This is a genomic window from Halorhodospira sp. 9628 (assembly GCF_022228075.1).
Taxonomy (GTDB): Bacteria; Pseudomonadota; Gammaproteobacteria; order Nitrococcales; family Halorhodospiraceae; genus Halorhodospira; species Halorhodospira halophila_A.
Genome location: NZ_JAJNRF010000002.1, coordinates 342,901 through 369,610 on the forward strand (window position 1 = coordinate 342,901; position 26,710 = coordinate 369,610).

Genomic DNA, 26,710 nt, shown 5'->3' on the forward strand with positions numbered 1-26,710 from the left:
CAATGAGAACCATGTACAAGTGCTTTGTAAATGCGATGCTGGAAATACGGTATCGTTTCCCTTGATTCTGGCGGTTGCGTACCTAGTTTTATTCGTGGCGCTGACCAGCTTGTCAGCCCACATGGCTCTAGCTGAATACCCATCGGAGTTTGCGATCTGGATGGGCGCCCTTGCTCTCCTCTCCCTGCTGCTGGCCTTCCTGCCGGCGTATGCCCTGGCCATCGCCCTGCGCCAGTTGCGCAGCTATATCCGCATGCGCCGGGGCAAGCGGCCCCCGCACACGGTGACCTTCGATCGTCGCAACCAGACCGTCTCCCTCCCGCCGGTTGGTGAAGGCGAATACATCGAGGTGCCCTGGCAGGAGCTACAGGTCATCCCCGAGTACAGTCCGGGGTCCTACGGCGGTCATTTCGGCGGGTTCAGCGCCCTCCGCCCGGACAATCACCTCAGTGTGCCGTTGGGGCGGCTGCAGGAGGAGTGGGACTTCTACTGCTGGTACATGGACCCGCGCAAGCCGCTGCCGCCGGGGCGGGTGTTCGATCCGTACCGCAAGCGGGACGACGAGCGACGCGCCCGGGAGTACGGCCCCGAGGTGCTGCGCCGTTACCCGAGCGCCTTCACGGACGGCAGCCTGGAGCCGGCCGGGCGTCGTCGACAGGGCGGGTATTCCAGCTAGGTGTCGATCAGCCCGCCGGCCAGCCGGGCCGCGCCCACGGCGGCCTCAGCCTCCTCGGCAGCGCTGACGGGCACGCCCAGGTAGCGGCTGCGGATCCGCGTCCAGGCCGGGTTGGCGGCGCCGCCGCCCACCGTGATCACGCGCTCCAGCGCCGGTGCGCCTAGCTCCTGCAGTCGGCGATAACCCTCGGCTTCCACGGCGGCGACGCCCTCCATCAGCCCTTGGAGGAAGCGGACCGGGTCTTCGGGACGGGGTTCCAGTCGCGGTTGCAGCTGCGGGTCGGCGTAGGGGAAGCGCTCGCCGACGGCTGGCAACGGGTAGTAGTCCAGGCCGGTGTCGTGGTCCGGGTCAAGCCGGGCGCTCAGGGCCTCTAGCTCCGCTTCGCTGAAGTAGCGAGTCAGGATGCCAGCGCCGCAGTTCGAGGCACCACCGGCGAGGAACTGATCGCCCAGGCGGTGGCTGTAGACCCCGTGTTCCGGGGCGAAGACCGGCTGGCGGCTCACCTGTTTCAGGGCCAGCGTCGTGCCCAGCGAAGTGACAGCCTCTCCGCCGACGCGGGCGCCGGTGGCCAGGAAACCGGCGATGGAGTCGGTGGTGCCGGCGACGATCTGGCAATCGTCGCGCAGGTACGTGGCCCGGGCCACCTCGGCGCGGATCGTGCCGATGGCGGTGCCCGGTTCGAAAGCGGCGGGCAAGCAGTCGTCGGGCAGGGGTACCCTCTGGAGCCAGTCCGGCCAGCACCGGCTGACCGGATCGTAACCCAGCTTCAGGGCGTTGTTCTCGTCGGTGCAGTCGAAACGCCCGCACAGCCGCCCGGCGATCCAGTCGGTCTGGGTCAGCAGCTGGCACGGGCCGCGCAACCCGTAGAGCGCGGCCAGGTGCAGGGCGCGGGCCAGGCCGGAGCTGCTGCCGTGGGCGCCGCTCGTCGCCGGCGCCTGGTGGGCGACCACCGCCGCCCAGGTGCCGGCGGCAGGCTCGTTGTAGCGCATAGCGCGGGTCAGTGGCGTGCCATCGGTGGCGGTCCAGACAACGGTGCCGGACGTGCCGTCCACGGCCACCCGGCCGACCGGTCGCCGCGTCTCGGCCACGGCCCGGGCCAGGGCCGAGCGGGCGACCACCCACCAGGTCTCCGGATCGGCGGGCATGACGCCGTCCGGCCACTCGGCCCGGGCGCGGCTGAGTACCCCGCCCTGGTGGTCGACCACCGCCGCCCGGCACCCGGAGGTGCCGACGTCGAGTCCGGCACTGGCGTATCTGCGGTTCGATGCCACGGCTTGAGCTGCGCTATGGTGTGAGCCTGGCGACCAGTATCACGCAATCCGATAGCCACACGCGAGAGGAGGCCCATGTCCCAGTCCAGCAAGCCGTGGACCCAGTCCATGCCCGAAGAGCAGTTCCAGCGCATGCGCGACGTCCTCGCCGCGCCCAGCCCCGTTGGCCTCGAAGGGGCCATGACCTACGGGGTGCTCAAGCCGTACTTCGACTCGTTCGCGCCTGCCGACTGGCGCGTGCACCAGTTCCAGGGGCACGCCGGGATCGTCCTCGATACCCACCCGGGGCGGGACGACCTGTTCAAGGTGATGGTGGTCGGCCACGCCGACAAGATCCGCATGCAGGTGCGTAGCATCGGCGACGACGGCAAGGTCTGGATCGACAGCGACTCCTTCCTGCCCGGCACGCTGATCGGCCACGAGGTCACCCTGTTCAGCGAGGCCCCGGAGAACCCCGGTGCTTACCGGCGCATCGAGGGCGGCACGATCGAGGCCCTAGGGGCCATCCACTTCGCCGACGAGGAGACCCGCACCGGGCGTAAGGGCGTCAAGAAGGAGCAGCTCTACCTGGAGCTGCAGGTCCACGGCGAGAACAAGAAGAAGCAGGTCGAGGGGCTGGGCGTCCGCCCCGGTGACCCGATCCTCCTCAACCGGCCTATCCGCCGTGGGTTCAGCCCGGACACCTTCTACGGGGCCTACCTGGACAACGGCCTGGGGTGCTTCACCACTGCCGAGGCTGCGCACCAGATCGCCCAGGCCGGCGGCGCTCGCAACGTGCGCATGCTCTTCGCCATCGCCAGTTACGAGGAGATCGGCCGCTTCGGCAGCCGCGTACTGGCCAGCGAGCTGCGCCCGGATGCACTGATCGCCGTGGACGTGGACCAGGACTACGTTGCCGCCCCCGGGGTTTCGGACAAGCGCTTCCAGCCGCTGACCATGGGGGCCGGGGTGACCTACACCGTCGGTGCCGTGGCCAGCGAGCAGCTCAACGCCGTGATCCAGCGCGTGGCCAGCGAGCAGGAGATCCCTGTCCAGCGCGACGTCAGCGGTCGCGATACCGGCACCGACGGCATGGCCGGGGTGCTCGGCAACGTCGATTGCACCGCCGCCTCGCTGGGGATCCCGGTGCGCAACATGCACACCATTTCGGAGAGCGGCCACACCGGCGATGTGCTGGCGGCCATCCACTTGGTCACCGGGACCCTGCAGGCCCTCGATGCTCAGGACGACGGCAGCGGCCGACTGCGCGACACCTTCCGCCAGGGTCATCCGCGGTTGGATCAGGCGGCAGGGCTGGCGCACCCGGGGCCCACCGCCAAGGGTGTCAAGGACGCCTAGCGGTCAGCGCCTGGGTAGTGGGGATCAAAAAAGGGGGGTGCCGCCGCGGCGACACCCCCCTTTCACCCGGTCTGCGGGTGCCGGTTGCCGGCGTCAGGCGGCGCGCCCGGGACGCCCGCCCTGACCGCGGCGCGGGTTGCCGCGCCCGGGGTTGCCGCCGCCGCGGCGGGCCGGCTCGAAGCCCTGGGCGATCTGCGCCGGGATCTCGCGCTTGACCAGCCGCTGGATGGCCTTGAATTGGCCGCGCTCCTCGCCGCCGACCAGCGACCAGGCCTCCCCGCTGTCCCCGCCGCGACCAGTGCGGCCGATGCGGTGGATGTAGTCCTCGGGGTTGTTGGGCAGATCGTAGTTGACCACGTGGGGCAGGCCGGCGATGTCCAGCCCGCGGGCGGCCACATCGGTGGCGACCAGGGCGCGGACCGACTTGCGCTTGAACGCGGCCAGGGCCCGGCCGCGCTGCCCCTGGCTCTTGTCGCCGTGGATCGACTGCGAGCGGATGCCCTCGCGCTCCAGCTGCTCGGCCAGGCGGTCGGCGCCGCGCTTGGTGCGGGTGAAGACCAGCACCTGGCGCCAGTCGCCGTCATTGATCAGCTGGGTGAGCAGCTCGCGCTTGCGCCCGGCATCCACAAAGTAGGCGCCCTGTTCCACCGCCTCGGCGGCGGCATTGGCGGTGCCGGTCTCGATGACCGTCGGATCGTTGAGGAAACGGCGCGCCAGGCCGCCCACGGCGCCGGAGAACGTCGCCGAGAAGAGCAGAGTCTGCCGGTGGTTCGGCACCGACTTCAGGATCCGCTCGATGGCCGGCTTGAAGCCCATATCGAGCATGCGGTCGGCCTCGTCAAGGATCAGCATGTCGACCTGACGCAGGTCCACGTTGCCCCGGTCCAGGTGGTCGATCAGCCGGCCCGGCGTCGCAACCACGATGTCCACCCCACGGCGCAGCGCGGCAGTCTGCTTGCCCATCGGTGCGCCGCCGTAGATCTCCGTGGAGCGCAGCGGCAGGTGGCGGCCGTAGGTGTCCACGCTGGCGCTGACCTGCGCCGCCAGCTCGCGGGTGGGGGTCAGCACCAGGGCGCGGATGCGGCGCTGGCCCTGCTGCGGAGCGGTGTCGGTCAGGCGCTGGAGCAGCGGCAGGGTGAACGCGGCGGTCTTGCCGGTGCCGGTCTGGGCGCTGGCCATGACATCGCCGCCGCCGAGTACCGCCGGGATGGCCTGAGCCTGGATGGCGGTCGGTTGATCGTAGCCCTGCTGGGCGACGGCGCGGAGCAGTTCTTGGGAGAGGCCGAGGTTATCAAAGGTCATAGAGACACTCCTGAATCAGGACACGCCAAGGCGCCGACGCAAGCGCCGGTAGTGAAAGGAACATCGAGGAAAGGCCTTGGCGGATCGATCCACGACCGGTTCGAGGGTACCGGGCCGGGATCACGCAGGAGCGTCGGGCGGTAACCTGGGGCGCCAATTTCGGGGGCGCCTCTGCAAACACGGGTGGACTGTACCACAGTGGAATCGGGAAGGGGAGGAGAATCGTCCATGAAGATTGCGGTGTTTGGTGGGACCCGTGGCGTCGGGGCCGAGGCGGTGCGCCAGGCCCTGGCGCGCGGATGGCGGTGTCGGGTGCTGGCGCGCAGCGCGGACCGGGTACCGGAACTCCCTGGGGTCGAGGTGGTGGTTGGCGACGTGCTCGACCCGGAGGCCGTGGGGCGGACGCTCTACGACTGCGACGGCGCGGTCATCGCCCTGGGGCAGACCCGGCGCAACCCGCCGCGGTTGTGTAGCGAGGGCACCCGGGTGATCGTCGATGCGATGCAACAGCAGGGTGTCCCCCGGGTGGTGGCGATCTCGGCCATGGGGGTCGGTGACAGCTACGCCCAGGTCTCGGTGGTCTTCCGGCTGCTGATTCGTACCCTGATGAAGGAGCTGATGATGGACAAGGAGCGTCTCGAGCGGATCCTGCGCGACAGCGACCGCGACTGGGTGGTGGTTCGCCCGGGGCGGCTGACCCACCGTCCGGCCCGCGGGCAGTGGCGCGCCGGAACCGACCGGGAGACCGGCGCCGGCTCGGTGAGCCGAGCCGATGTGGCCACCTTCCTGCTCGATCAGCTGAGCGAGGATCGCTACCTGCGCCAGACCCCCTACATCACCGGCTGAGCCCCGCGGGCGGCAGGGGCGGCCGACGGCCCCGGCCCGCCGCGGCGGCGTGGCGGTGCCGGGGAGGGGTGGCTACCATAGACGGTGCTACAGGTACATCGAGCCGGATCAGGGAGGTCAGCCATGGGGCAGTCCGACGGGAAACGCCTGGACGCCATCGTCGCCCGGGCCCAGCAGGAGCGCGCCGAGCGCGAGCGCGGCTACCGGGAGAAGGCGCTGAAGCTCTTCCCCTGGGTATGCGGCCGTTGCGGGCGCGAGTTCGACCGGCGCAACGTGCGCGAGCTTACCGTCCACCACATCGACCACAACCACGACCACAACCCGGAGGACGGCAGCAACTGGGAGCTGCTGTGCCTCTATTGCCACGACCACGAGCATCAGCGCGAGATCGGTCCGGCCACCGGCCCGGAAGCACCGCGCAAGAAGGGGCGCGGCGCCGCTCCCCAGGCGACGCACACGCCCTTCGCCGGGCTCGGTGATCTGCTTGGGCGCGATCCGGAGCAGGGCAGCGACTGATCCCGCCCGTGCCCTGCCGCTGGGTCAGCCGCCAAGAGAGACGGTCGCAAGGAGTCGAATCATGCCGACGATCCTCGCCGTCGGGATCGCCACCCTCGACGTCATCAATACCACCGAACGTTATCCGGCCGAGGACGACGAGGTGCGGGCCATCGCCCAGCGCGTGGCCCGCGGCGGCAACGCCGCCAATACCCTGGATGTGCTCGCCCAACTCGGTCACCACGGCCGCTGGCTCGGCGTCCTGGCCGACGATGCCGACGCCGCACGGATCGCTGCAGCACTGACCGAGCGCGGCATCGACTATCGCCATGCGCCGGTGTGCGCCGGCGCGCGCTCCCCGGTCTCCTACATCACGGTCAGCCGTGCCACCGGCTCGCGGACCATTGTCCACCACCGCGATCTCCCTGAGCTTGCCGCCGCGGAGTTCGCTGCGCTGCCCCTGGACGGTGTCGACTGGCTTCACTTCGAGGGGCGCAATGTTGCGGCCACCCGGGCCATGATTCGGGATGCCCGGGCGCGGGCGCCGCAGCTGCCGATCTCGGTGGAACTCGAGAAGTCCCGCCCGGAGATCCACGCCCTGGCCGCGGCGGCCGACGTGGCGATCTACGCCCGCGCCTACGCGCAGGCCACGGGCCACGCCGATCCAGAGGGTTTCCTGGCCGGGATGCCCTGCGGTGGGCTGGCCTTCTGCGCCTGGGGCGCCGACGGCGGCTGGCTGCGCCGCGGCGACGGCACTCTCCACCACGAGCCGGCCTGGCCGCCGGCGCAGGTGGTGGATACGGTGGGCGCCGGCGACTGCTTCAATGCCGGGCTGATCGACGCCCTGAGCCGCGGCCAGGCGCCGGAGCGGGCGCTGTGCCGGGCCAATCAGGTGGCCGGGGCCAAGTGCGGTCAGGAGGGTTTCGCCGGACTCGCCCGGTTGCTGGGGGGCGCCTAGGAACCACGCGGGGCCCAAGGGGGTGGTGCTGCCGCTGCCCTCCTGCGGGTCCGCTGAACGCGCCCCGCCTGACGGCGGGGTCCCCTGCGCTGCTCACCCCGGCGGGGCCGCTCACAATGCGCGGCTTCGCCGCGCTGACGCTCGCTGATCAGCGCGAACCGGTAAAGGTTCGCGCTGAACCCCCGCCGGGGCTGCGCTGCTCGGCGCGTCCAGAAAGGACCCGCAGGAGGGCAGCGGCAGCACCACCGCGCCAGGCCCGATGCGCCTCTACCAGGGGATGGGCTGCCCGTCCCAGGCGAAGAACCCGCCGCTGTCCGAGGCATCGAGGCCATCGATCACCGCCAGCAGCTGGCGCACCGTGCGCTGTGGCGGGAACAGCTGATCGGTCGGCACCCAGGCCTGGAACGGCGCCGAGAGATCCGTGTCCGTCGTCCCCGGGTGCAGCGCCACGCAGCTGACCTGAGGTGCCCGGCGCTCGAACTCCACCGCCAGGGTGCGGATGAACTGGTTCAGCGCCGCCTTCGAGCCCCGGTAGGCGTACCAGCCCCCCTTGCGGTTGTCACCGATCGAGCCCACCCGCGCCGAGATCGCCGCGAAGACCGCCGGATCGCCGTGCTCAAGCCGGGGCAGGAAGTGACGCGCGACCAGCAGCGGGCCGGCGGCGTTGACCTGAAACAGCGCAGAGAGCGCCTCTGGCGTGACCGCCTCCAGCCGCTTCTCCGGCCGGATCCGCCGGGCCCGGTCGTGCAGCAGCCCGGCGGCGTTGACCACCAGATGCAGCCGGCCTTGCGCCGCCGCCACCTCCGCCGCCGCGTCCTGGATGGTCGACTCCTCGGTCACGTCTAGGGTCAGCAGCCGCAGCCGTTGCGGATGGGCCTCGGCCAGCGCCTGCAATGCCTGCGCCCGCGCCGGATCCCGGCAGGAGGCCCAGACCCGCGCGATCCGATCCTGCGCCAGGCACTGCTCGACAAATTGCAGCCCGATGCCGCGGCTGGCCCCCTGGATCAGGACCTCACCGCCTTGCGGGATCCAGTTCAGTGCCATGGGTGTCCTCCTCGGGGCGTTCGTCGCCGCGGTTAGAGCCCGGCGTCGGCGGCCAGGGCTTGGGCGCGGTCGGTGCGCTCCCAGGTGAAGGCCTCGCCGTCGCGGCCAAAGTGCCCGTGGGCGGCGGTCATCTGATAGACCGGGCGCAGCAGCCCGAGGTCGCGGATGATGGCGTAGGGGCGTAGATCGAAGTGGCGGCGGACCAGTTCGGTCAGCCGGGCCCGCGGCAGCACCCCGGTCCCGAAGGTCTCCACCGAGATCGAGACCGGCTCCGCGACCCCGATGGCGTAGGCGACCTGCACCTCGCAGCGGCGGGCGAGACCGGCGGCGACCAGGTTCTTGGCCACGTACCGGCAGGCGTAGGCCGCCGAGCGGTCGACCTTGGACGGATCCTTGCCCGAGAAGCAGCCGCCACCGACGCGGGCGATGCCGCCGTAGGTGTCCACTACCACCTTGCGCCCAGTGAGCCCGGCATCGCCCAGCGGCCCGCCGACGACGAAGCGGCCGGTGGGGTTGATGTAGAAGCGGGTCCGCTCATCCAGCCAGCTCGCTGGCAGGGTGGGGCGCAGGATCTCCTCGATGACCGCCTCGCGCACCGTTTCCAGCTTCGCCGCCTCGCTGTGCTGGGTGGAGAGCACCACCGCGTCGATGGCCACCGGCTCGCCGTCGGCGTAGCGGCAGGTGACCTGACACTTGGCGTCGGGGCGTAGCCACGGCAGGCTGCCGGCGCGGCGGAGCCGGGCGTGACGCTCCATGAGCCGGTGGGCGTGATGGATGGGGGCGGGCATCAGGGCCGGGGTCTCGTCGCAGGCGTAGCCGAACATCAGCCCCTGATCACCGGCTCCCTGGCTCTGCGGGTCGTCGCGGTCGACCCCCCGGGCGATGTCCGGCGACTGCTGGCCCAGGGCGTGGAGAACCGCGCAGGTGTCGGCATCGAAGCCGAGCTGCGAGCCGCTGTAGCCGAGGTCGCGGACGGTCTCGCGAACGACCCGTTCGAAGTCGATGGACGCCGAGGTGGTGAGCTCGCCGAAGAGCAGCACCATGCCGGTCTTGATCGCCGTCTCGCAGGCCACCCGGGCGTGGGGGTCGGTGGCGAGGGCGGCGTCGACCACGGCGTCGGAGATTCGGTCGGCCATCTTGTCCGGATGGGCCTCCGAGACCGACTCCGAGGTGAAGAGGTAGTGATCATCCATGGCAAGCCCCTGACAAATCAGCTATCGCGCCAGCTAATTACCGGCATCCTCAATCTTGATGGCCTGTATCCCCGCAGCGCGGATGGATCGGTTACACTGCCGCGGTCGCCGTTTCGACGCAACGGACGCGGTGCAGGACGGCGGGGGCGCCGGCGAGTACCGCAGCAGATTCAAGATGAAGCGTAATTGAGGGAGGAGGATCCATGACCATCAACGTAGCGATCAACGGTTACGGGCGTATCGGCCGCAATGTCCTGCGCGCGCTCTACGAGAGCGGCCGCACCGACGAGATCCGCATCGTCGCCATCAACGACCTCGGCGACGCCGAGACCAACGCTCATCTGACCCGCTACGACACGGCCCACGGCCGCTTCCCCGGCGATGTGCAGGTGGAAGGCGGTGACCTGGTGGTCAACGGCGACCGCATCAAGGTCTGCGCCGAGCGCAACCCCGCCGACCTGCCGTGGAAGGACCTCGGGGTCGATGTCGTCATGGAGTGCACCGGGCTGTTCACCACCAAGGAGGCTGCCGGTGCCCACATCCAGGCTGGTGCCAAGAAGGTGGTGATCTCTGCTCCCGGCGGCAAGGACGTGGACGGCACCTTCGTCTACGGCGTCAACCATCAGCAGATGACCCCGGAGCTCGAGGTGGTCTCCAACGCCTCCTGCACCACCAACTGCCTGGCGCCCATGGTCAAGGCCATCCAGGACAAGATCGGGGTCGAGGCCGGCCTGATGACCACGGTTCACGCCTACACCAACGACCAGGTGCTGACCGACGTCTTCCACAAGGATCTGCGCCGCGCCCGCAGCGCCACCCATTCGCAGATCCCGACCAAGACCGGTGCCGCCGCGGCGGTGGGTCTGGTGTTGCCCGAGCTCAACGGCAAGCTCGACGGCTTCGCCATCCGCGTGCCGACGATCAACGTCTCGCTGGTGGATCTGACCTTCACCGCCTCCCGCGACACCAGCGTCGAGGAGGTCAATCAGGTGGTGAAGGCGGCCTCCCAGGGTGAGCTCGCCGGCGTGCTCGCCTACAACGAAGACCCGCTGGTCTCCATCGACTTCAACCACAACCCGTCGTCGAGCATCTTCGATGCCACCCTCACCCGTGCCATGGGCGGTCGCCTGATCAAGGCCTGCGCCTGGTACGACAACGAGTGGGGCTTCTCCAACCGCATGCTCGACACCACGGTGGCGCTGATGCGCGCCTGACCAGCTGCGGCATTCGCTGTAGCCACCGCCCCATCCGGCATCGCCGGGTGGGGCGGTTTTGGTTTTGCGATTCAGAAGCGGTTTTGGCGGCGGGCGCCGGGCGGGGGTGGCCCGCCGGGTGGCTAGGTGCTGCGGGCGCTTTCCACGAGCTGGTGGAGTTCGTCGGCGTCGAGCAGGCGCACGTGGCCGCCACGCTCCTCGAAGACCCGCTCGCGCTTCCAGCGCGCCATCACCCGGCTGACCGTCTCTACCCGCAGGCCGAGCAGGTCGCCTAGCTCGCTGCGCGACAGCGGCAGCGGCAGCCACTCGGCCTGGCAGCCGTGCTTGGTCTGCCAATGGAGCAGGAACGAGGCCACGCGCTCCTCGGCCTTGCGCGCACCCAGATCCAGGGCCAAGGTCTCGACCTCGTTGAGGGCGCGTCGCCACCGGTTGAGCAGGGCGTTGGTGAAGGTCGGATCGGCGGTGCGCAGCTGCTCCAGCAGGGTGTTGGGCAGCCGGCACAGGGAGACCGGGGTGAGCGCGATGGCGCTGTGGTGGTGGGCGTCGCCGAACAGCCCCTCGGCACCGAAGAAGTCGCCGCCGACCAGCAGGCGCACGATCTGCTCGCGCCCGCCGGGCTGGTTGCGCACCAGCTTGATGATGCCCTCGCGCAGGGTAAAGGCCGAGTCGGCGCTGCCGCCTTCCTGGTAGAGCACCGTCCCTGCCGGTTCGCGGAACTCCTGGGCCTGATCCTGAAGCTGCGCGACAGTCTGCGGGTCGATCTCGCCGAACAGCGCGACGGAGCGGATGGCGCAGTTCTCGCAGTCGCTTGGCTCCATGGGGATCCACTCCGCGGGGTTGATGCCCTGACGGGGTGACTCTACCACATTCGCGACGTCTGTATTGTGCATGATCAATTCTGCCCCGTGGGTCGGTCCATGGCCGCGGCTCCGCGGACGGCGCCTAGCGGGTGAGCAGGCGCTCGGCCTCGCGGTACTTATCCGCGGTTCTGCGGATCACGTCGTCGCTCAGGTGGGGCGCCGGCGGGCGCTTGTCCCAGCCCAGCGCCTCGAGGTGATCGCGGATGTACTGCTTGTCGAAGGCCGGGGGCGCAGTGCCGGGTTGCCAGGCGTCGGCCGGCCAGAAGCGCGACGAGTCCGGGGTCAGCAGCTCGTCGATGATCACCGGCTCGCCCTCCGGTGTGACGCCGAACTCCAGCTTGGTGTCGGCGATGATCAGCCCGCGGGCTTCCGCGTGCTCGGTGGCCAACGCGAAGATCTCCAGGGCGATGGTGCGGATCCGTTCGGCCAGATCGGCGCCGATGAGCTCGACGGTCTGAGCGAACGAGATCGGCTCGTCGTGGTCGCCGACAGCGGCCTTGGTGGTCGGCGTGAAGATTGGTTCGGGCAGTCGGTCCGACTGGCGCAGGCCGCCGGGCAGGGCGACCCCGGAGACGGTGCCGTCCTGCTGGTAGGACTGCCACCCGGAGCCAGCCAGGTAGCCGCGGACGATGGCCTCCACGGGCAGTGCCTGCAGGCGGCGGACCACCACGCCGCGCTCGCGGACCTGATCGGCCTCTTCCGGGGCCACCACCGACTCCGGTGGGGTATCGAGCAGGTGGTTGGCGGCCAAGTGCCCAGTCTTGCGGAACCAGAAGTTCGAGACCCGGGTCAGCACCGCCCCCTTGTCGGGGATCGGGTCCGGAAGGATGACATCGAAGGCCGAGAGCCGATCGGTGGCCACGATCAGCAGCCGTTGGTCGTCCACGGCGTAGATGTCACGGACCTTGCCGCTGTGCAGCAGCGGCAAGCTCTGGATGCGGGTCTGGGAAACGGGCGTACTTGTTGTCATGCACCCTACCCTACCCGAGGGCCTGGAATGCTGCCAGCGCCTCCTTGCGGCTGGTGGCCAGATCGACCAGCGGCTCGGGGTAGTTGTGCCCGAGGCGCAGGCCGCAGCGCGCCCCGGTGTCGGCGGGCGCCGCCCAGGGTTGGTGGATATGGCTCTTGGGCAGGCCGGCGACCTCGGGGACCCACTGCCGGACATACTCGCCATCCGGGTCGAAGCGCTCGCCCTGGCGGACCGGGTTGAAGACGCGGAAATAGGGGGCGGCGTCGGCACCGCAGCCGCTGACCCACTGCCAGCCCATGCTGTTGCTGGCCAGATCCCAGTCCACCAGCGTATCGCGGAAGTGCGCCTCGCCGTGCTGCCAGGGCAGGCGCAGGTTCTTGACCAGGAAGGAGCCGACCACCATGCGCACCCGGTTATGCATCCAGCCGGTGGCCCAGAGCTCGCGCATGCCGGCATCCACCAGGGGTACGCCGGTCGCACCCCGGCGCCAGGCGTCGAGCAGGGCGCCGTCCGGATCCTCGCGCCAGGCGAAGCGGCCGAACCGCTTGTCGATGGGTGTGTCGTGCAGCTGCGGCTGCTGCCAGAGGAGGTGGTAGGCGAACTCCCGCCAGCCCAGTTCGGCAAGGAAGGTGTCCAGGGCCTCGGCCGCCGCCGGCTGCGCCTGCCGCGCGTCATGTACGGCGTGCCAGAGCGTGCGGATGCTGACCTCGCCGAAGTGCAGGTGCGGCGACAGCCGCGAGGTCCCTGGTCGCGCCGGGTAGTCGCGCTGCTCGGCGTAAGCGGTTGCTGCCGTTTCCAGGAACCGCTCCAGGCGCTGCGTGGCGCCGACGGTACCGGGCTGCCAGGAGGCAGCCAGTTTTTCGTCCCAGCGGATGCGCGGCAGCAACCCCAGTGCCTCCAGCGGCTGTGGTTCCGGGATGGCCTCCGGCAAACCGGGCAGTGCCGGGGGCGAAGTCGGACGTGGTGGATCCAGCTGCGCGCGGACACTGCGCCAGAAGGGGGTGAAGGCTCGGTACGGGGTGCCGCTGCGGTTGCGCACAGCGCTCGGGTCGGTGAGCAGGCCGTCGGGGAGGACCTCCAGGCGGGCCCCGATCCCGGCCAGCGCCTCGGCGACGGCAGCCTCCTGCTGTCGGGCCCACGGCTCGGCGATGGCCGTGCAGTAGACCACCGTGGCGTCGCTGATCTGCGCCCAGTGGCACAGCCGCTCGGCGCTCGATCCGCTGTCCAGGCAAAGCCGGCTGCCGGCGGCGGCCAGCTCGGCGTCCAGGGCGGCGAGGCTGTGGTGCAGCCACCACAGGCTGGCTGCGCCGGCGGCGGGTCGGGCTTCCTCCGGGGCGTGGATGTAGACCGGGGCGATGCGCTCCGCAGCCTGTGCGGCGCGGGCCAGGGCCGGCTGATCGGCCAGGCGCAGGTCCCGGCGCAGCCAGACAAGGGCGGTGCTCACGGCTCAGTCTCCCTGTTGCGGTGGGTGGCAGAGGCGGTCGATGACCTGGTGGGGCTCGCCGGCCAGGGCCCGCACCCCGGCCGGCAGGCCATCGGGCTGCTCAGCGGCCGGGCCGGTGACCGCCGTCTGGCCCGGCCAGCCGCCGGCCAGGTTGGCTACTGCCTCGTCCCAGGCTGCCGCCGGATGGGCGCCGCCGTAGAGCAGCAGGTGGTCCGCCGCAGCGCGGCGGGCCCCGGCATCGATGGCCGCCGCCGGCACCGCCTCGCCGAGCAGTACCGGGTGGTGGCCCCGGTTCAGGGCGGTCAGCGCCAGGATGCACAGGGCCACGCCGGTGACGCCGGTGGCGGGTCCCGGCTGCGCCGGTGCGGCCAGCAGCAGGCGCTGCCCCTGGCCCTGCGCCGGCGCCCGATTGGCCAGGTGCCCCAGGCGCCCGCGCAGGTAAGCGGCCAGCAGGTGCCCCTCGGCCACCGCCTCGGCATCGCCGGCCAGGCGCTCGCTGAGCACCGGCAGCAGAACGTGGCTCGCCGCCCGGTCCACCGGGTAGAGGCTGAGCAGCTCGCTCAGGGCGCCGTCCAGAGCGGCGGGCTCGAAACGCGCCAGGGCCCGGGCCAGGTGGCTGCGCCAGGCCGGCCAAGGCTCCTCACCGGCGGCGATCTCCTCGCCGCTCTCCTCGGCGGCGAGCGCTTCGCGGGCCCGGCTGATCAGCACCCCGCGGTCGAGGAGCTGGAGGATCCGCCGGATCCGCGCGATATCGCCCTCCGAGTAGAGGCGGTGGCCCTTGGCGGTGCGGTGTGGACGGATGAGTCCGTAGCGACGCTCCCACGCCCGCAGGGTGACCGGGTTGACGCCGGTGAACTCCGCGACGGTGCGGATCGGATAGACCGGCGTCTCGTCAGGCATGCGGGCGCCGGACCAGGAAACGCTGCAGATCGATGCGCCCGCAACGGAAGCCGCCCTCGCAGTAGCCGAGGTAATAGCGCCACATGCGCCGGAAGCGCTCGTCAAAGCCCTGTGCCCGGACCTGGTCGCTACAGGCGAGGAAACGCTCATGCCACGCCAGCAGCGTGTCGGCGTAATCACCGGCGTGGCTGGTCACCCGCTCGCAGTGCAGCCCGGCGGCGCCGAGGCCCTCGCGGACGTGGTGCTCGGTGGGCAGCATGCCGCCGGGGAAGATGTAGCGCTGGATGAAGTCCGGGCCACCGGTGTAGACCGGCCAGGATGCCTCGTCGATGGTAATGATCTGCAGCAGAGCCCGCCCGCCGGGGCGCAGGCAGCGGTAGACGGTGTCGAAGAAGGCGGGCCAGTGCTCCTGGCCGACGGCCTCGAACATCTCGATGGAGACGATGTGGTCGAACTGCCCGGACACCTCGCGGTAGTCCTGCAGGCGCAGATCGGCCCGGTCGTTCAGGTCCGCCTCGGCCAGCGCCGACTGCGCCCAGGCCAGCTGCTCGCGGGAGAGCGTCAGCCCGGTCACCGCCAACCCGGCACCGGCTGCCTCCCGGGCGAAACCGCCCCAGCCGCAGCCGATCTCCAGCACCCGCTCACCGGGCTGCGCGCCCAGCTCATCGAGGGTGCGCCGGTACTTGTTGCGCTGTGCGTCGGCCAGTGGCTGTTCGGGCTCGGCGAAGAGTGCCGAGGAGTAGGTCATGGTCTCGTCCAGCCACAGGCGGTAGAAGTCGTTGCCCAGGTCGTAGTGGTAGGCGATGTTGCGCCGGCTGCCGCGCAGGGTGTTGGCGCGCAGTCGGTGCAGCAGCCCGAGCAGGGCGCGGGTGTACCAGCGCCCTGCCGGCGTGGCGTTGTAGGCGTGTTCATTGCTGGCCATCACCTGGATCAGCGGCGCCAGCGCCGGGGTGTCCCACTCGCCGGCCATGAAGCTCTCGGCGAAGCCGATGTCGCCGCGGTGCAGGACGCGCGCGACCAGTCGGGCCGGCCGGTGCAGGGTCATCTCGGCAGCTGGGCCATCGATCTCGCCGCCGAACATCAGCGAGCGGCCGTCGGGCAGGTGCAGGCGCAAGGTGCCGGTGCGAAAGCGCGCCAGCCAACGGATCAGCGGCCGCGCTGCCAGCGGCACACCGGGTTGTGTGCGGGCAGATCCGGTTTGGCTGATCTGCGTCATCCAACGAGCTCCTTGGGTGATTCGGGTTTGCTGTGGAATCGGCCACCGCGCAGGTAGATCTTCAGCGCCTGCCAGTGGATGCCGACCAGGGCGCGGATCCCCGGCGGCGGCAGCCGGCCGAGGATGCGCAGCAGCTGACCGTCGGTCAGCGAACGGCGCTCACCGGTCTGCACCGCCGACAGGCGGCGCCCCTCCTCGCCATGGTAGCCGATGGCCACCGCCAGCGACTCGGTCAGCGCCGAGAAGCGGAAGCGGTACTCGCCGTCGACGGGCAGGAACGGCGAGACGTGAAAGACCTTGGTGGCCTGGCTGCGAATGGGGAAAGGCATGGGCGCCCCGTCCTGGTGGAGCAGGTAGCCGTAGACCTCGCCGAAGGTGTTGTGCACCTCGCAGAGCACGGCGCGCGGGCGCTCGTCCCGGTCGAGGCAGAACCACACCGACAGCGGATTGAAGGCGTGGTTGAGCACTCGGGGCACGGTCAGCAGCAGGACGCGGCCGTCCGCCGTGTCCAGGCCGCGCTCGGCCAGCACCGAATCGATCCACGGGCGCAGCGGCGTACCGTCCCGCGGGCCGTAGTCCCGATCGTGAAGGCTGATCGGCCCGCTGCGGTTGTAGGCGAATAGCCGGCACCGCGCATCCAGCGCCGGGAGGTCGTCAACGTCGAAGAGGAACGCGGCGTAGCGGTAGCGGAAATGGTACTGCGGCGCGATGCTGCGCCGGTGGGTGACCCCACCGACGTAGAGCGCAGGGGCTTCGATCATGCCGCCTCCCCCGCCGGCTGTCCGGCGGCCGCGGTGGCGCTGGCCGGGGCGGCCTGCGCCTCGCCGCCCCACGGCGGCGGGCAGCCGAGCTGCTCGGCGACGCGCACCGCCGAGCGCAGACCGTCCTCGTGGAAGCCGAAGCCGGTCCACGCGCCGCAGAACCACAGCCGGTCGCGGCCCTGGATCGCCGGCAGCGCGTCCTGGGCGGCGGCGGCGTCCCCGTCGAGGACCGGGTGCGTGAAGGCCAGCCGCCGCTGCACGTAGGCGTCGTCGATGGCGTCCACTGGGTTGAGGCTGACGAAGATGTTCTGCTCGCTGGGCACCTGCTGCAGGCGGTTCAGCCAGTAGGTGACCGAGACCGGGCGCCGGGATTGCTCGTCGGCGGCGCTGATGTGGTTCCAGCTGGCCCAGATGCGGCGGCGTTGCGGCATGGCCGAGGGGTCGGTGTGCAGCAGCGCCAGGTTGTCCTGGAAGCGGCATTGGCCGAGCAGCCGGGCCTCCTCGTCGGTGGGGGCGTCGAGCATGGCCAGCGTCTGGTCGGCGTGGGCGGCCAGGACTACCTCGTCGAACTCGCCCAGTTCGCCGTCGTCACCGCTCAGCCGCACGCCTCCTGCGTCTAGGCGCTGGACCCGACGCACCGGCGTGCTGGTGTGCACCGCGTGGAGGGCCGGCAGGAGCTGGTCGATATAGCGCCGCGCGCCACCGGGGACGGTGTGCCACTGCGGGCGGTCGGCCAGATCGAGCAGTCCGTGGTTGCGGAAGAAGGCCAGGAAGCGCCGGGCCGGGAAGGCGCGCAGGGTGCTCGGCGAGGCGGACCAGATCGCCGCGGCCATGGGCATCAGGTAGTGGCGGCGGAACCCGGGGCCGTACCCGCCGGCGTCCAGGTACTCGCCCAGTGGCAGGTGGTCGTCCAGGCTGCCGGCCAGATCGCGCTTGGCGCGGCGATTGAAGCGCAGGATGTCGTAGACCATGCGCAGGAAGCCCGGGCGGACCAGGTTGCGCCGTTGGGCGAAAAGCCCGCGCAGGCTCTCGCCGTTATACTCCAGGTCGTCGTCGCGGTCGGCGCAGGCAAAGGACATGTCCGAGGCCTGGGCCTCAATGCCCAGGTGGTCGAACAGGGCGCACAGGTGGGGGTAGTTGCGCGGGTTGAAGACCATGAACCCGGTGTCCACCGGGTGGTGGCCGTCGCTCAGGCGGGCGTCGATGGTGCAGGTGTGGCCACCGACGTAGTCCTCGGCCTCGAAGAGCGTGACCCGATGCCGGCCCGCCAGCAGCCAGGCGGCTCCGGCGCCGGCGATCCCTCCGCCGACGACTGCGACATGCTTGTCCGGCACGATGATTCCCCTTCTTGTTGGCAGCGTCCGTGTCCCCTAAGGGTCACCCGATCGACGAGCATTGTAAAACGCGGCCGGGGATGCAAGCGGGCTGCCCTCGACGCAGCCGCTCGGGTATCCTTGGCCCGCGCTGGAAGGTGAGGTGGATGCAGCAGCCGTACCGCATAGTTCGCCGCTGGTCGGGGCGGATCCTCGCCACCCTCGGCGGCTGGCTCATCGCCGGCTGGAGCGGGGCGGTGGCGGGCTTGGCCGTGGGGGCCCTGATCGATCTGTGGGTGCGCCTGACCCAGGTCGTGGGGCTGGTCTGGAGCGGCTGCGGCCTGGGCCGCACGCAGCGTCTTTTCCTCGGCGCTACGGCCCTGACCATGGGTCATCTGGCCAAGAGCGACGGCCGCGTCAGCGAGCAGGAGATCGCCGCCGCCCGCCGGGTGCTGGGAGAGCTGCCGCTGGACGAGCGTGGCCGCCGGCGGGCGATCACCATCTTCAACCGCGGCAAGGCGCCCGACGCCCCGCTGCGTCCTGTGCTTGGCCTGCTGCGGGTGGTTGGCCGCAACCGTCCCCAGGAGCTGGCCCGCTTTCTGGAGTTCCAGCTGCGCGTGGCGCTGGCTGATGGCGCCCTGGATGCGCCGCGGGAAAGACTGCTGCGCCGCATCTGGCACCAGGTGGGGGTGTCCCGGGCCGACCTCGACGCCCGACTGGCCGAGCTGCGCCGCGGCACGGTCCGCCGCGGCGTGCGCCCGACCCTGGACCACGCCTACCGGCTGCTTGGGCTCAGTCGCGGGGCGAGTAGTGACGAGGTGCGCAGGGCCTACCGGCGCGCGATCAGTCAGAGCCACCCCGACCGACTGATTGCCCGGGGCGTCTCGGAGGAGGAGCTGGAGGCCGCCGGCGAGCGGACCCGCCAGATCCGGGCCGCCTACGAGGCCATCCGTGAGGCCCGCGGCGGCTCCTGACTGCTACCTTCCCGGAAGAGGCCTTGTCACGTTGCCCCGGTGGCCAGCCGGTTGCCGGGCGCCGTTGTCAGGAGGGAGGATGCAGGCACGATTCGCGGATCTCATTGTAGAGACGCGGGTGGGGGACATTGCCGCCCAGGATGATTGCGATGCCGTGGTCAATGCCGCCAATGCCCAGCTGATGCCCGGCGGCGGGGTCGCCGGCGCGTTGCATCGCGCCGCCGGCCCGGAGCTGGCCGAAGCGTGCCGGCCGCTGGCGCCCATCCAGCCGGGGCAGGCGGTGATCACCTCCGGCTTCGCCCTGCCGAACCGGCACGTCATCCACTGCCTCGGGCCGGTCTACGGCGTCGACGAGCCCGGCGAGCAGCTGCTCGCCGCCTGCTACCGCAACGCGCTGCGCCGCGCCGAGGAGCACTGGCTGACCAGCCTGGCCATGCCGGCGTTGTCCACTGGTGCCTTCGGGTTTCCCATGGAGCGCGCCGCCCGCGTCGCCGTGGGCACCCTGCGCAGCACGGCGGCGCAGCTCCGGCACGTACGGCGCGCCTGCTTCGTCCTCGCCGACGAGTCAGCGCGCAGCATCCACGACCAAGTGATTCAAGAGCTGGCGGAGGAACAAGGTGGCTAACGTCCTGGAAACGCAGCGGGTGATCGATACCTGGAACCGGGAGGCCCTGCCGGCCCTGGAGCAGTTCGTGCGCATCCCGGCCCGATCGCCGCACTTCGACCCGGAGTGGGCGGCCAACGGCCACTTGGACCGGGCGCTGGAGCTGGCGGAGGCCTTCTGTCAGCGCCACCTGCCCGGTGCAGAGGTGGGCATCGAGCGGCTCGAGGGGCGGACCCCGCTGCTGTTCGTCGATCTGCCCGGAAGCGACGATTCGGCGGGCACTGCGTTGCTTTACGGTCACCTGGACAAACAGCCGGAGAATACGGGCTGGTCTGATGGCCTCGGTCCCTGGGAGCCGGTGGTGCGCGAGGGCCGGCTCTACGGGCGCGGTGCGGTGGACGACGGCTACGCCGTCTTCTCGGCGGTGGTGGCCATCGCCGAGTTGCAGGCGGCGGGGCTGCGCCATCCCCGCTGCGTGCTGGTCATCGAGGCGTGCGAGGAGAGCGGCAGTTTCGACCTGCCGGCCTACCTCGATGCCCTGGCACCGCGCATCGGCCAGCCGGATCTCATCGTCTGCCCCGACGCCGGGTGCGGGACCTACGACCGACTGTGGAATACCACCTCGCTGCGCGGCATGATCACCGGTACCCTGCGCGTGGATGTGCTCCGTGAGGGGGTGCACTCCGGCGACGCCGGCGGCGTGGTGCCGTCGACTTTCCGCATCCTGCGCCAGCTCCTCAGCCGCCTTGAGGATCCCGAGACCGGCCGCGTACTGCCGCAGCTCTGCGGCGTCACCATCCCCGGTCTGCGCCGGCAGCAGGCCGAGCACGCCGGCGCCGTGCTCGGCGACCTGACTCGCGACCGCTACCCCTTCCTGCGCGGGGTCGAGGCGCAGTCCGAAGACCCCGCCGAGCGCATCCTCGATCGCACCTGGCGCGCCGCGCTGGAGGTGGTCGGTGCCGAGGGGCTGCCCCCGGTGGAGGCCGCCGGCAACGTGCTGCGCCCGTTCACCGCCACCAAGCTGGCGCTCCGCCTGCCCCCCACCGTCGATGCGGAGGCCGTGGCCGAGGGGCTGGAGACGCTGTTCTGCGAGGATCCGCCAGCCCGGGCGCGGGTGCGCTTCGAGCCCGATGCGGTGGCTTCCGGCTGGGCCGCGCCGGAGCCTGAGCCATGGCTCTCCGGCGCCCTGGAGGAGGCCTCGCAGGGCCACTTCGGAGCGGCACCGGTGCACATGGGCGAGGGCGGGACCATCCCGCTGCTCAACTGGCTGGAGCGGCGTTTCCCCGCGGCGCAGTACCTGGTCACCGGCGTGGCCGGGCCCGGCTCCAACGCCCACGGCCCGGACGAGTTCCTGCACCTCGACGCGGCTCGCCGGCTGACTGCCTGCCTGGGCGAGGTGCTGCATGCCCTCGCCGGTCGGCCGCGCTGAAGCTCAGATCGTCCGCGTAAAGGCGAGGATGGCCAGGATCAGCAGCACCGCCGCGAGGATGAACGCGGTGTTGCTGATCACCTCGGTGCGCTCGCGCACGGCGATGCCGGCGACGATCAGCACCGCCATCCCGAGCAGCATCAAAAGGCCGGGCATGATCAGCCCAGCCCCTGGCGTTCCAGCAGATCGGGCTGCACCACCTCGATCCAGTAGCCGTCCGGATCGCGAATGAAGGCGATGCCCTGCATCCGGCCCTCCTGAGGGCGCTTGACGAAGTCTACCTGCAGCGCCTCGAAGCGCTCGCAGGCGCTGTAGACGTCGGGGACGGTGATGGCGATATGGCCGAAGCCCTTGGGCTCGGTGTTGCCGTCGTGGAAGGCCACCTCCGGGTCGCTCTCGTCGCCCCAGTTGTGGGTCAGCTCCAGCACCCCCTCGCGGCCGAAGTTCCAGGTGGTGCGCGGACCATCCTCGCTGGGGACCTCGGCAGCCTGGCGGTCGTCCAGGAAGGCGAGGAAGTAGAGCGTAAAGCGCATCTCCTCGAAGTCCAGGCGGCGCACCAGGCGCATACCCAGTACCCGGGTGTAGAAGTCCAGGGAGCGCTGCGGATCCTTGATGCGCAGCATGGTGTGGTTGAGCTTGAAACCGTCGGTCTCCGGCTCTGGCTGCTCGCATAGGCCAGCGGCGGCGTCGAAGTGGCGGCTCATCGTCGGCTACTCCCAGAGGGTTCGGGTGTCACGTCAACTATACAACCCGCGGCGGTAGTCGCGCAGCTGCCGCGTGACGCCCACGGCCAGCGTGATCAGCGTCAGGGGCACCACGAAACCGAGCATCACGGCGCTGAAGGGGCCCAGGGCCTGGTGCTGCGCCGCGGCCAGGAACAGGAAGGCGCAGTAGGCGGCGTAATACCCAAGGAACAGCGCCCCCTCCCAGCGGGCGACGGTGTGCCCGGTGAAGAAAACGGGCAGGCAGGCGAAGGCGACGGCGAGCATCACCGGCAGGTCGAAGGCGAGGGCGGCGGCGTTCACCGTCACCCCGCCAGGCGCGGCCAGAGCGGCCAGGCCGAGGACGGCCAGGAGGTTGAAGATATTGCTGCCGACCAGGTTGCCGACCGCCATCTGGCGGTCGCCGAGCCGGTAGGCGCTGACCGTGGTGGCGATCTCCGGCAGTGACGTGCCCACTGCCACCAGGGTCAGGCCGATGACCAGATCGCTGATCCCCAGTGCCGCGGCCAGCGCCGCCGCCGCGTCCACCAGCAGGAAGGCGCCCACGGCCAGCAACGGGATGCCTATCACCAGTCGCAGCAGGGCCCCGGGGAGGCGTGCTGGAGCGCTCGGTTCGGCCTCGGCCGCGATTTGGCCCCGGTCCCGGGCCAGGGTCAGGGCCAGATAGCCGGCCAACCCGGTGAGCAGGATCACGCCGTCCAAACCGGCCAGCGTCCCGTCCCGGGCGAGGAGCAAGGTGAGCAGCGAGGCGGCCAGCATCACTGGCACGTGGATGCGGATCAGCCGCCGCGCGACGACGATCGGCGCGATCAGCGCCGCCAGTCCGAGCACCAGCAGGATGTTGGCGATGTTGCTGCCGACGACGTTGCCCAGTGCCAGATCGGCGGCGTGGTCGGTGAAGGCGGCCCGCAGGGTGATGGCCAGTTCCGGGGCGCTGGTGCCGAAGGCGACCACGGTCAGTCCGATGACCAGCGGAGCGAGGCCCAGCCGCCGGGCCAACTGGCTGGCGCCGCGGACGAGCAGCTCGGCACCGGCAATGACGCCGGCCAGCCCGGCGGCGAAGAGCAGTAGATCGGTCATGTCGGCCCGTTACGCAGGTGCCCCGGAGGGATCAGAGCTGGGTCGGTTCCGGCGCCAGGACTACGCCCGCCAGAACGGCTGCATAGTGACAGCTGGCGGCGGCGAGGACCATCCCGTGCCAGGCGACGTGGTGGTAGGGCAGGCGGTGCCAGAGGTAGAGCAGTACCCCGGCGCTGTACAGGACGCCGCCGAGTACCAGCAGGATTAGCCCGGCCGTGGACAGTGCCGCCACCAGCGGATCGAGGACGACCACCACCGACCAGCCTAGGGTCAGGCACAGGACCACCGAGAACGCCCGGCCCGGCGGCCGGGGCAGCAGGAGCTTGGCGCCGATGCCGATCAGCGCGACCGCCCACACGAAGGCCAGCAGCGCCCAGCCGTGGGGTGGCTCGAGGGCGTTGACGGTGAACGGGGTGTAGGTCGCGGCGATCATAAAGAAGATCGTCGCGTGATCCAGGCGGCGCAGCCGTTCGGCGCGCGTCGAGTGGTGGTCGGTGAGGTCGTGGTTGCACAGCGCCGAGGCTAGAAACAGGGCGACCAGCGCCAGCCCGTAGAGGGTGACGCTGCCGATCAGGGTCGGGTCGCCACGCTGGATGGCCAGGGTGACCAGAACGGCCGCTCCGGCCAGGGCGGCGGCGATGGCCACCCAGTGCAGGATTCGGTCGGCGGCCTGTTCGGCGCGGCTGTAGGTTCGGGCGCTGAGGCTCATACCCCACAGTATAGGAAGATCGCTGCGGCGGGCTCCAAGGGTCGATCCGCTACAGTGGACGGCGCGTGGAGGCGGGGTGGGAAACGCGCGCGACCTGGCCGGTATGCCCAGCCCGAAGCCCCGGTCGGCGGAGGCGCCCCCCGGCTTGCCGGATCGGCGAACGCGCCCCGCCTATCGGCGGGGTTCCCTGTGTTGCTCACCCCGGCGGGGCCGCTCGCTAAACTCGCGGCGCTGGCGCGCCGCTCAGACAGAACCTCGCTGATCAGCGCGAACCGGCAAAGCTTCGCGCTGATCCCCCGCCGGGGCTGCGCTGCTCGGCGCGTCCGCAATGATCCGGCAAGCCGGGGGCGCCTCCGCCGACCGGGGCTTCGGCGGGCGCGTGGCTGGAGGGGCCGGGCCCAAGGGCGCGTTCCCCGCCGAGCCTCCATCCGCGGCGCTATCGCCCTGATGCATAAGGCGACCGGCGCGCGATTCGGACCCGGGAGGAATTTCGGTTATACTGGCGGATTGTGCAATGCCGGATCCCAAGCCGAGCAAGGAGTCGATATGTTCTCCCGAGACATGACCATCGCGGGTTACGACCCGGAGCTGGCAGCCGCTATCGAGGACGAGCGCCAGCGCCAAGAGGATCACATCGAGCTGATCGCCTCCGAGAACTACGCCAGTCCCCGCGTGATGGAAGCGCAGGGCAGCGTGCTGACGAACAAGTATGCCGAAGGCTACCCCGGCAAGCGCTACTACGGCGGCTGTGAACACGTCGACGTAGCCGAGCAGCTCGCCATCGACCGTGCCAAGCAGCTCTTCGGCGCCGACTACGCCAACGTCCAGCCCCACTCGGGCTCCCAGGCCAATGCTGCTGTCTTCCATGCCCTGCTCAAGCCCGGCGACACCATCCTGGGCATGAGCCTCGATCACGGCGGCCACCTGACCCACGGTGCCAAGGTCAACTTCTCGGGCAAGCTGTTCAATGCCGTCCAGTACGGCATCAACGACGACGGCCAGATCGACTACGACGAGATCCAGCGCCTGGCTACCGAGCACCAGCCGAAGATGGTCATCGGTGGCTTCTCCGCCTACTCCCAGGTGGTCGATTGGGCGCGCATGCGCGAGATTGCCGACTCCGTGGGCGCCTACCTGGTCGTGGATATGGCGCACATCGCCGGCCTGGTCGCTGCCGGGGTCTACCCCAGCCCGATCCCCTATGCCGACGCGGTCACCTCCACCACCCACAAGACCCTGCGCGGTCCCCGCGGCGGCATCATCCTCGCCCGCTCCAACCCGGATCTCGAGAAGAAGTTCCAGTCGCTGGTCTTCCCGGGGACTCAGGGCGGCCCGCTGATGCACGCCATCGCCGGCAAGGCCGTGGCCTTCAAGGAGGCCCTCGAGCCCGAGTTTAAGCAGTACCAGGAGCAGGTGGTGGCCAACGCCCGCGCCATGGCCCAGCGCGTCATCGAGCGCGGCTACAACGTCGTCTCCGGCGGCACCGACAACCACCTCTTCCTGATGGATCTGACCCCCAAGAACCTCACCGGCAAGGATGCGGACGCCGCGCTGGGACGGGCCAACATCACGGTGAACAAGAACACCGTCCCCAACGACCCGCAGTCGCCGTTCGTCACCAGCGGCCTGCGCATCGGCACGCCGGCGATCACCACCCGCGGCTTCAAGGAGGCCGAGGCCACGCGCCTGGCCGACTGGATCTGCGACGTCCTCGACAACATGGGCGACGAGTCGGTGGTCGAGCGCGTGCGCGGCGAGGTGCAGCAGATCTGTCGCGAGTTCCCGGTCTACGGCTGATGCCGGACGACGGCTGACCGCCCATGCGCTGCCCCTACTGCCAGAACACCGACACCCGCGTGGTCGACTCCCGCCTGGTCGGTGAGGGGGAGCAGGTGCGGCGGCGGCGCCAGTGCCCGTCCTGCGGCGAGCGCTTCACCACCCACGAGGCCCCCGAACTGGTCTACCCCCGGGTGGTGAAGTCCGACGGGCGGCGCGAGGCGTTCGACGAGGACAAGCTGCGCCTTGGCTTCCGGCGGGCGCTGGAGAAGCGCCCGGTGGCCACTGAGGCCGTCGAGGCGGCGGTGCGCCGCGTCTGCAAGCGGGTCTCCGGTGCCGGAGACCGCGAGGTGGGGGCCAGCACCATTGGCGAGTACGTGATGGAAGAGCTGCGCGAGCTCGACGTGGTCGCCTATGTCCGCTTCGCCTCGGTCTACCGCCGTTTCGAGGATGTCGGCGCCTTCCGCGAGGTCATCGAAGGCCTGGAGCAGCACCGGCGTGACGACGACTGAGAGCCACCGGGACGATGCCCGCTGGATGGCCCGCGCCGTCCGGCGAGCGGCCGCAGTGTTCCCGCCGCCGCACCCCAATCCGCGGGTCGGTTGCGTGCTGGTGCGTGACGGGGCGGTGGTGGCCGAGGCCGCCCATGAGCAGGCCGGTGGGCCGCACGCCGAGGCGGCGGCCCTGCAGGCGGCCGGCGGCGAGGCTGCCGGCACCACCGCCTATGTCACCCTGGAGCCCTGCGCCCACTACGGGCGCACGCCTCCGTGTGCCCGCGCCCTGATCGAAGCCGGTGTGGCCCGGGTGGTGGTTGGCCACCGCGACCCCAATCCCCGGGTCGCCGGCGGCGGCATCGCGCAGCTCGAGGCCGCCGGAGTAGCGGTCACCGAGGGCGTGCTGGCCACCGATGCCGAGGCGCTCAACCGTGGGTTTCTGCGCCGGATCGCCGGTGGGCGCCCGTGGGTACGCGTCAAGCTGGCGGCGAGTTTGGATGGGCGCACAGCCATGGCCTCCGGCGAGAGCCGCTGGATCACCTCAGCGGCGGCGCGCCGCGATGTCCACCGGGGCCGGGCGCAGGCCGCGGCGGTCCTCACCGGGGTGGGGACCGTGCGGGCGGACGACCCCCGTCTGGATGCCCGCGACGTCGAACCGGCGGTTCCGGCCGAGCGACAGCCGCTGCGCGTGGTCCTCGACCCGCGCCTGACCACGCCGCCGCAGGCAGCGCTGTTCCGGGCGCCGGGGCCGGTGCTCGTCGGTCATGCCGAGTACGTCAACGAGGCCCGGGCGCGGGCGCTGCGCGGCTGTGGGGCTGAGCTGCTGCCCATCCCTCTGCAGGAGGGAGGGCTCCACCTGGGTGCGGTGCTCGACGCCCTGGCCGATCGCGAGATCAACGAGGTCTGGGTGGAGGCCGGGCCGACCCTGGCCGGAGCCTGGGTGCAGGCGGGTCTGGTCGACGAGCTGATCGTCTACACCGCCCCCCACCTGATGGGCGACGCGGCCCGGCCGTTGCTGGTTTTGCCCGGCATCGACGCCATGGCCCAGCGCCGCCCGCTGGCGTTCAGCGATGTGCGCCGGGTGGGGGAGGAAATCCGCATCACCGCGAGGTTGGATTAAC

The 26,710-nt window shown here is 70.7% G+C and carries 27 protein-coding genes; 12 read left to right on the plus strand and 15 right to left on the minus strand.

The annotated features are described in order from the left end of the window. Positions 1-160: 160 nt before the first annotated feature. Entirely contained in the window at positions 161-676 is a 516-nt protein-coding gene (locus LRG10_RS04125) for a hypothetical protein (protein WP_238634776.1), read from the plus strand. On the opposite strand, the gene LRG10_RS04130 is transcribed toward LRG10_RS04125, so the two are convergent. After that, positions 673-1,947: an FGGY-family carbohydrate kinase gene (locus LRG10_RS04130; RefSeq protein WP_201169515.1), complete on the minus strand. Its 1,275-nt coding sequence runs from the start codon at positions 1,945-1,947 to the stop codon at positions 673-675. The genes LRG10_RS04125 and LRG10_RS04130 overlap by 4 nt on opposite strands. 75 nt (positions 1,948-2,022) lie before the next feature. Between LRG10_RS04130 and LRG10_RS04135 the strand changes: the two genes are divergently transcribed. Beyond that, on the plus strand, positions 2,023-3,285 hold the full coding sequence (locus tag LRG10_RS04135; RefSeq protein WP_238634777.1) for a M20/M25/M40 family metallo-hydrolase: 1,263 nt from the start codon (positions 2,023-2,025) through the stop codon (positions 3,283-3,285). Positions 3,286-3,378: 93 nt separating this feature from the next. On the opposite strand, the gene LRG10_RS04140 is transcribed toward LRG10_RS04135, so the two are convergent. Then, positions 3,379-4,587, minus strand: a complete 1,209-nt coding sequence (locus tag LRG10_RS04140; protein ID WP_201169509.1) for a DEAD/DEAH box helicase — start codon at positions 4,585-4,587, stop codon at positions 3,379-3,381. A 228-nt stretch (positions 4,588-4,815) separates the two neighbouring features. On the opposite strand from LRG10_RS04140, the gene LRG10_RS04145 reads away from it, so the two are divergent. From LRG10_RS04145 to LRG10_RS04155, 3 genes are all read left to right on the plus strand, one after another. Next, positions 4,816-5,433, plus strand: a complete 618-nt coding sequence (locus LRG10_RS04145) for an NAD(P)-dependent oxidoreductase (protein ID WP_238633360.1) — start codon at positions 4,816-4,818, stop codon at positions 5,431-5,433. 123 nt (positions 5,434-5,556) lie between these two features. Next, the gene (locus tag LRG10_RS04150; protein ID WP_201169506.1) at positions 5,557-5,949 is read left to right on the plus strand and encodes a YajD family HNH nuclease; all 393 of its coding nucleotides are present in this window, start codon (positions 5,557-5,559) and stop codon (positions 5,947-5,949) included. 61 nt (positions 5,950-6,010) lie between these two features. Continuing rightward, entirely contained in the window at positions 6,011-6,886 is an 876-nt protein-coding gene (locus LRG10_RS04155) for a PfkB family carbohydrate kinase (RefSeq protein ID WP_238634778.1), read from the plus strand. Positions 6,887-7,153: 267 nt separating this feature from the next. Here LRG10_RS04155 and LRG10_RS04160 read toward each other — a convergent pair whose 3' ends face one another. Both LRG10_RS04160 and metK read right to left on the minus strand, forming a co-directional pair. Next, positions 7,154-7,930: an SDR family oxidoreductase gene (locus tag LRG10_RS04160; RefSeq protein WP_201169504.1), complete on the minus strand. Its 777-nt coding sequence runs from the start codon at positions 7,928-7,930 to the stop codon at positions 7,154-7,156. Positions 7,931-7,962: 32 nt separating this feature from the next. Beyond that, a complete protein-coding gene (gene metK / locus LRG10_RS04165) occupies positions 7,963-9,123 on the minus strand; it encodes a methionine adenosyltransferase (protein WP_201243061.1) in 1,161 nt (386 codons plus the stop codon). Between the two features lie 203 nt (positions 9,124-9,326). Between metK and gap the strand changes: the two genes are divergently transcribed. Next, a complete protein-coding gene (gap, locus tag LRG10_RS04170; RefSeq protein WP_201169501.1) occupies positions 9,327-10,337 on the plus strand; it encodes a type I glyceraldehyde-3-phosphate dehydrogenase in 1,011 nt (336 codons plus the stop codon). Positions 10,338-10,459: 122 nt separating this feature from the next. On the opposite strand, the gene LRG10_RS04175 is transcribed toward gap, so the two are convergent. The 7 genes from LRG10_RS04175 to LRG10_RS04205 form a co-directional block, all read right to left on the minus strand. Then, complete coding sequence (locus LRG10_RS04175; RefSeq protein ID WP_201169498.1) at positions 10,460-11,155, minus strand: Crp/Fnr family transcriptional regulator; 696 nt, start codon at positions 11,153-11,155, stop codon at positions 10,460-10,462. 124 nt (positions 11,156-11,279) lie between these two features. Then, positions 11,280-12,167: a phosphoribosylaminoimidazolesuccinocarboxamide synthase gene (locus LRG10_RS04180; RefSeq protein ID WP_201169495.1), complete on the minus strand. Its 888-nt coding sequence runs from the start codon at positions 12,165-12,167 to the stop codon at positions 11,280-11,282. 10 nt (positions 12,168-12,177) lie between these two features. After that, positions 12,178-13,611, minus strand: a complete 1,434-nt coding sequence (locus LRG10_RS04185) for a deoxyribodipyrimidine photo-lyase (RefSeq protein WP_238634779.1) — start codon at positions 13,609-13,611, stop codon at positions 12,178-12,180. A 3-nt stretch (positions 13,612-13,614) separates the two neighbouring features. Beyond that, entirely contained in the window at positions 13,615-14,511 is an 897-nt protein-coding gene (locus LRG10_RS04190) for a MerR family transcriptional regulator (RefSeq protein ID WP_201169489.1), read from the minus strand. Then, on the minus strand, positions 14,504-15,727 hold the full coding sequence (locus LRG10_RS04195) for a cyclopropane-fatty-acyl-phospholipid synthase family protein (RefSeq protein ID WP_201169486.1): 1,224 nt from the start codon (positions 15,725-15,727) through the stop codon (positions 14,504-14,506). Before LRG10_RS04195 ends, LRG10_RS04190 begins: the two co-directional genes overlap by 8 nt. After that, positions 15,724-16,488 (minus strand): DUF1365 domain-containing protein, encoded by a 765-nt coding sequence (locus LRG10_RS04200; RefSeq protein WP_201169484.1) that lies wholly within the window; start codon positions 16,486-16,488, stop codon positions 15,724-15,726. Before LRG10_RS04200 ends, LRG10_RS04195 begins: the two co-directional genes overlap by 4 nt. Beyond that, on the minus strand, positions 16,485-17,822 hold the full coding sequence (locus LRG10_RS04205; protein ID WP_201169481.1) for an FAD-dependent oxidoreductase: 1,338 nt from the start codon (positions 17,820-17,822) through the stop codon (positions 16,485-16,487). The genes LRG10_RS04200 and LRG10_RS04205 overlap by 4 nt, the downstream gene beginning before the upstream one ends. 146 nt (positions 17,823-17,968) lie before the next feature. Here LRG10_RS04205 and djlA point away from each other — a divergent pair, with 146 nt between their 5' ends. The 3 genes from djlA (at position 17,969) to LRG10_RS04220 (ending at position 20,808) form a co-directional block, all read left to right on the plus strand. Next, entirely contained in the window at positions 17,969-18,775 is an 807-nt protein-coding gene (gene djlA, locus LRG10_RS04210) for a co-chaperone DjlA (RefSeq protein WP_201169478.1), read from the plus strand. Positions 18,776-18,854: 79 nt separating this feature from the next. Beyond that, positions 18,855-19,400 carry a macro domain-containing protein gene (locus LRG10_RS04215; protein WP_201169475.1) on the plus strand — a complete coding sequence of 182 codons (546 nt, stop codon included), beginning with the start codon at positions 18,855-18,857 and terminating at the stop codon, positions 19,398-19,400. Continuing rightward, a complete protein-coding gene (locus LRG10_RS04220) occupies positions 19,393-20,808 on the plus strand; it encodes a M20/M25/M40 family metallo-hydrolase (protein WP_238634780.1) in 1,416 nt (471 codons plus the stop codon). The genes LRG10_RS04215 and LRG10_RS04220 overlap by 8 nt, the downstream gene beginning before the upstream one ends. A 3-nt stretch (positions 20,809-20,811) precedes the next feature. On the opposite strand, the gene LRG10_RS04225 is transcribed toward LRG10_RS04220, so the two are convergent. Genes LRG10_RS04225 through LRG10_RS04240 form a run of 4 tightly spaced genes read right to left on the minus strand, consistent with a single transcriptional unit; the run spans position 20,812 to position 23,319 of the window. Next, positions 20,812-20,964, minus strand: coding sequence for a hypothetical protein (locus LRG10_RS04225; protein ID WP_201169471.1), 153 nt, complete (start codon positions 20,962-20,964; stop codon positions 20,812-20,814). A 2-nt stretch (positions 20,965-20,966) separates the two neighbouring features. Continuing rightward, entirely contained in the window at positions 20,967-21,512 is a 546-nt protein-coding gene (gene gloA / locus LRG10_RS04230) for a lactoylglutathione lyase (protein WP_238633366.1), read from the minus strand. 33 nt (positions 21,513-21,545) lie between these two features. Continuing rightward, positions 21,546-22,610, minus strand: coding sequence for a calcium/sodium antiporter (locus LRG10_RS04235; RefSeq protein WP_201169467.1), 1,065 nt, complete (start codon positions 22,608-22,610; stop codon positions 21,546-21,548). Positions 22,611-22,641: 31 nt separating this feature from the next. Further along, a complete protein-coding gene (locus tag LRG10_RS04240; protein ID WP_201169466.1) occupies positions 22,642-23,319 on the minus strand; it encodes a hemolysin III family protein in 678 nt (225 codons plus the stop codon). 546 nt (positions 23,320-23,865) lie between these two features. Here LRG10_RS04240 and glyA point away from each other — a divergent pair. The 3 genes from glyA to ribD are packed head-to-tail and all read left to right on the plus strand — an operon-like array spanning position 23,866 to position 26,709. After that, the gene (glyA, locus tag LRG10_RS04245) at positions 23,866-25,116 is read left to right on the plus strand and encodes a serine hydroxymethyltransferase (protein ID WP_201169464.1); all 1,251 of its coding nucleotides are present in this window, start codon (positions 23,866-23,868) and stop codon (positions 25,114-25,116) included. 23 nt (positions 25,117-25,139) lie between these two features. Next, positions 25,140-25,607, plus strand: a complete 468-nt coding sequence (gene nrdR / locus LRG10_RS04250) for a transcriptional regulator NrdR (RefSeq protein WP_201169462.1) — start codon at positions 25,140-25,142, stop codon at positions 25,605-25,607. Then, positions 25,594-26,709: a bifunctional diaminohydroxyphosphoribosylaminopyrimidine deaminase/5-amino-6-(5-phosphoribosylamino)uracil reductase RibD gene (gene ribD / locus LRG10_RS04255; protein WP_238634781.1), complete on the plus strand. Its 1,116-nt coding sequence runs from the start codon at positions 25,594-25,596 to the stop codon at positions 26,707-26,709. The genes nrdR and ribD overlap by 14 nt, the downstream gene beginning before the upstream one ends. The last annotated feature ends 1 nt before the right edge of the window (position 26,710 follow it).

Excerpts from the sequence above, each read along its gene's own strand:
- gloA (WP_238633366.1), bottom strand. The coding sequence starts at position 21,512 with ATGAGCCGCCACTTCGACGCCGCCGCTGGCCTATGCGAGCAGCCAGAG.
- LRG10_RS04155 (WP_238634778.1), top strand. The coding sequence starts at position 6,011 with ATGCCGACGATCCTCGCCGTCGGGATCGCCACCCTCGACGTCATCAAT.
- LRG10_RS04240 (WP_201169466.1), bottom strand. The coding sequence starts at position 23,319 with ATGAGCCTCAGCGCCCGAACCTACAGCCGCGCCGAACAGGCCGCCGAC.
- glyA (WP_201169464.1), top strand. The coding sequence starts at position 23,866 with ATGTTCTCCCGAGACATGACCATCGCGGGTTACGACCCGGAGCTGGCA.
- gap (WP_201169501.1), top strand. The coding sequence starts at position 9,327 with ATGACCATCAACGTAGCGATCAACGGTTACGGGCGTATCGGCCGCAAT.
- LRG10_RS04145 (WP_238633360.1), top strand. The coding sequence starts at position 4,816 with ATGAAGATTGCGGTGTTTGGTGGGACCCGTGGCGTCGGGGCCGAGGCG.
- LRG10_RS04235 (WP_201169467.1), bottom strand. The coding sequence starts at position 22,610 with ATGACCGATCTACTGCTCTTCGCCGCCGGGCTGGCCGGCGTCATTGCC.
- metK (WP_201243061.1), bottom strand. The coding sequence starts at position 9,123 with ATGGATGATCACTACCTCTTCACCTCGGAGTCGGTCTCGGAGGCCCAT.
- LRG10_RS04135 (WP_238634777.1), top strand. The coding sequence starts at position 2,023 with ATGTCCCAGTCCAGCAAGCCGTGGACCCAGTCCATGCCCGAAGAGCAG.
- LRG10_RS04150 (WP_201169506.1), top strand. The coding sequence starts at position 5,557 with ATGGGGCAGTCCGACGGGAAACGCCTGGACGCCATCGTCGCCCGGGCC.
- LRG10_RS04190 (WP_201169489.1), bottom strand. The coding sequence starts at position 14,511 with ATGCCTGACGAGACGCCGGTCTATCCGATCCGCACCGTCGCGGAGTTC.
- LRG10_RS04140 (WP_201169509.1), bottom strand. The coding sequence starts at position 4,587 with ATGACCTTTGATAACCTCGGCCTCTCCCAAGAACTGCTCCGCGCCGTC.
- LRG10_RS04195 (WP_201169486.1), bottom strand. The coding sequence starts at position 15,727 with ATGACGCAGATCAGCCAAACCGGATCTGCCCGCACACAACCCGGTGTG.
- LRG10_RS04215 (WP_201169475.1), top strand. The coding sequence starts at position 18,855 with ATGCAGGCACGATTCGCGGATCTCATTGTAGAGACGCGGGTGGGGGAC.
- djlA (WP_201169478.1), top strand. The coding sequence starts at position 17,969 with ATGCAGCAGCCGTACCGCATAGTTCGCCGCTGGTCGGGGCGGATCCTC.
- LRG10_RS04125 (WP_238634776.1), top strand. The coding sequence starts at position 161 with ATGGGCGCCCTTGCTCTCCTCTCCCTGCTGCTGGCCTTCCTGCCGGCG.
- LRG10_RS04200 (WP_201169484.1), bottom strand. The coding sequence starts at position 16,488 with ATGATCGAAGCCCCTGCGCTCTACGTCGGTGGGGTCACCCACCGGCGC.
- LRG10_RS04180 (WP_201169495.1), bottom strand. The coding sequence starts at position 12,167 with ATGACAACAAGTACGCCCGTTTCCCAGACCCGCATCCAGAGCTTGCCG.
- LRG10_RS04160 (WP_201169504.1), bottom strand. The coding sequence starts at position 7,930 with ATGGCACTGAACTGGATCCCGCAAGGCGGTGAGGTCCTGATCCAGGGG.
- nrdR (WP_201169462.1), top strand. The coding sequence starts at position 25,140 with ATGCGCTGCCCCTACTGCCAGAACACCGACACCCGCGTGGTCGACTCC.
- LRG10_RS04175 (WP_201169498.1), bottom strand. The coding sequence starts at position 11,155 with ATGGAGCCAAGCGACTGCGAGAACTGCGCCATCCGCTCCGTCGCGCTG.
- LRG10_RS04225 (WP_201169471.1), bottom strand. The coding sequence starts at position 20,964 with ATGCCCGGCCTTTTGATGCTGCTCGGGATGGCGGTGCTGATCGTCGCC.